At 73.3% G+C, this 2,136-nt stretch carries 1 protein-coding gene and 1 pseudogene; one reads left to right on the top strand and one right to left on the bottom strand.

From position 1 onward, the window contains the following. Positions 1 to 54 precede the first annotated feature (54 nt). Positions 55 to 1,443 (bottom strand): aspartate aminotransferase family protein, encoded by a 1,389-nt coding sequence (locus GTW40_RS15880; protein ID WP_161180838.1) that lies wholly within the window; start codon positions 1,441 to 1,443, stop codon positions 55 to 57. A gap of 234 nt (positions 1,444 to 1,677) precedes the next feature. On the opposite strand from GTW40_RS15880, the pseudogene GTW40_RS15875 reads away from it, so the two are divergent. Beyond that, positions 1,678 to 2,136: pseudogene (locus GTW40_RS15875) on the top strand (hypothetical protein); the annotation flags it as partial.

The following is a 2,136-nucleotide window of genomic DNA, read 5'->3' as shown; positions in this document are numbered from 1 at the left end:
GGCTGGGGCCAGGGCACGGGCGCACCGTAGCGCGGCCTGTGCCCTGACACGGGGTCAGCCGACCATGAAGTCGTCCGCCGTCTTCAGCGCCGCGTCCAGCGCCTCCAGGCCCTCCTTCAGTTCCTCCTCGGTGATGTTGAGGGGCGGGACGACGTGGGTGCGGTTCATGTTGACGAAGGGCCACAGGCCGTTCTTCTTCGCGGCGTTGGCGAAGGCGAGCATGGGGGCGTTCGAGGACGGGGAGGCGTTGTACGGGACCAGCGGTTCCTGGGTCTCGGTGTCCCGGATCAGGTCCAGGGCCCAGAACATGCCCGTACCGCGCACCTCGCCCACGCTCGGGTGCCGCTCGGCCAGCGCGGTCAGGGCCGGGCGCAGGACCGTCTCGCCGAGCCGCTTGGCGTTCTCGACGATGCCCTCCTCCTCCATCACGTTGATCGTGGCGACGGCGGCCGCGCAGGCCAGCGGGTGCCCGGAGTAGGTCAGGCCGCCGGGGTACGCCCGCATGGCGAAGGTGTCCGCGATCTCCGGCGAGATGGCGACACCGCCGAGCGGCACGTACCCCGAGTTCACGCCCTTGGCGAAGGTCATCAGGTCCGGGACGACGTCGAAGAGGTCCGCCGCGAACCACTCGCCGGTGCGGCCGAACCCGGCCATCACCTCGTCCAGGATGAAGACGATGCCGTTGCGGTCGCAGATGTCGCGGACCCCGGCGAGGTAGCCGGGCGGCGGGACCATGATCCCGGCCGTCCCCGGGATCGTCTCCAGGATCACCGCGGCGATCGTGCCGGGCCCCTCGAAGGCGATCGTCGTCTCCAGGTGCTCAAGCGCCCGCGCGCACTCCTGCTCCTCGGTCTCCGCGTAGAAGCGGGAGCGGTAGAGGAACGGCGCCCAGAAGTGGACGACACCCGCGGTGCCGTTGTCGGAGGGCCAACGGCGGGGGTCGCCGGTGAGGTTGACCGCCTGCTGGGTGCCGCCGTGGTACGAGCGGTACGCCGAGAGCACCTTCGGGCGCCCGGTGTGCAGCCGGGCCATGCGGATCGCGTGCTCGACCGCGTCGGCGCCCGCGTTGGTGAAGAAGATCTTGTCCAGCTCGCCGGGCGTGCGTTCCGCGATCAGCCGGGCCGCCTCCGAGCGCGCCTCGATCGCGAACGCGGGCGCGAACGTCGTCATCTTCGCCGCCTGCTCCTGGATCGCGGCGACGACCTTCGGGTGCTGGTAGCCGATGTTGGTGAAGACGAGCCCGCTGGTGAAGTCCAGGTAGCGCCTGCCGTCGTAGTCCCAGAAGTACGAGCCCTCGGCGCCCGCCACGGCGAGCGGCTCGATCATGTCCTGCGCGGACCAGGAGTGGAAGACGTGGGCGCGGTCGGCGGCCTTCACGGCGCGGCCGAGGGCGGGGTCGGGGGTCGCGTGCGGCTGTGGCTGTGCCTGCGGCTGTGACGTCATGCCGGGGAGGGTATGCGGCGCGGGGTGGCCCGCGACATCGGCGGGCTGCCTGCCGGGTGGCTCCGCCGCGCGACAGACTGTCTGTTCCGCGACCGGGGCTGTCTGTTCCGCGACCGGGGGCCCCTGGTCCGGCTCGCCCCACTATTCTCGGAATCCGCGCATGTGCGGGGGATTTCCCGCGTGCGCCTGGGCCGCGCGTACGGGGGTGCGCGCCTTGGGGGAGGACGGGCTGTCGTGGACCGTTGGGGGCCGGAGGAAGTCGAGCACGGAGCCGTCGGCGACGGCGACCGGGACCACTGGCCCGCCGCGCCCGGCGGCGGTGGCCCCTACGGCCATCCCCAGGCCCACCCCCAGGCCCACTCCTACGGCCCGCCCGGCGCCGCCCCGCCCGAACCCCGGCGCGGCACCCCCTCCACCGTCCTGCTCGTCGTCGTGGCCCTGGTGGTCGCCCTCGGCGCGGGCGGCACCGTCTACGCCCTCCTCCACGAGGGCGGCGGCACCGCCACCGCCACCCCGCCGATCGCCGCCGAGGAGTCCGTCCCCGCCGCCTACGTCGGCACCTGGCTCTCCCCGGCCCACCGCCTGACCCTCACCCACGGCCACCTCGGCGACCCCGTCCTCACCCTGGTCACCGACACCCCGGCCCACCAGTGCGTCGCCACGGCCCCCCTGACCGCCGTCACCCCCCACTCC

It is taken from the genome of Streptomyces sp. SID4985, from assembly GCF_009863025.1.
GTDB lineage: Bacteria > Actinomycetota > Actinomycetes > Streptomycetales > Streptomycetaceae > Streptomyces.
This window is presented reverse-complemented; position numbering and strand designations above follow the sequence as displayed.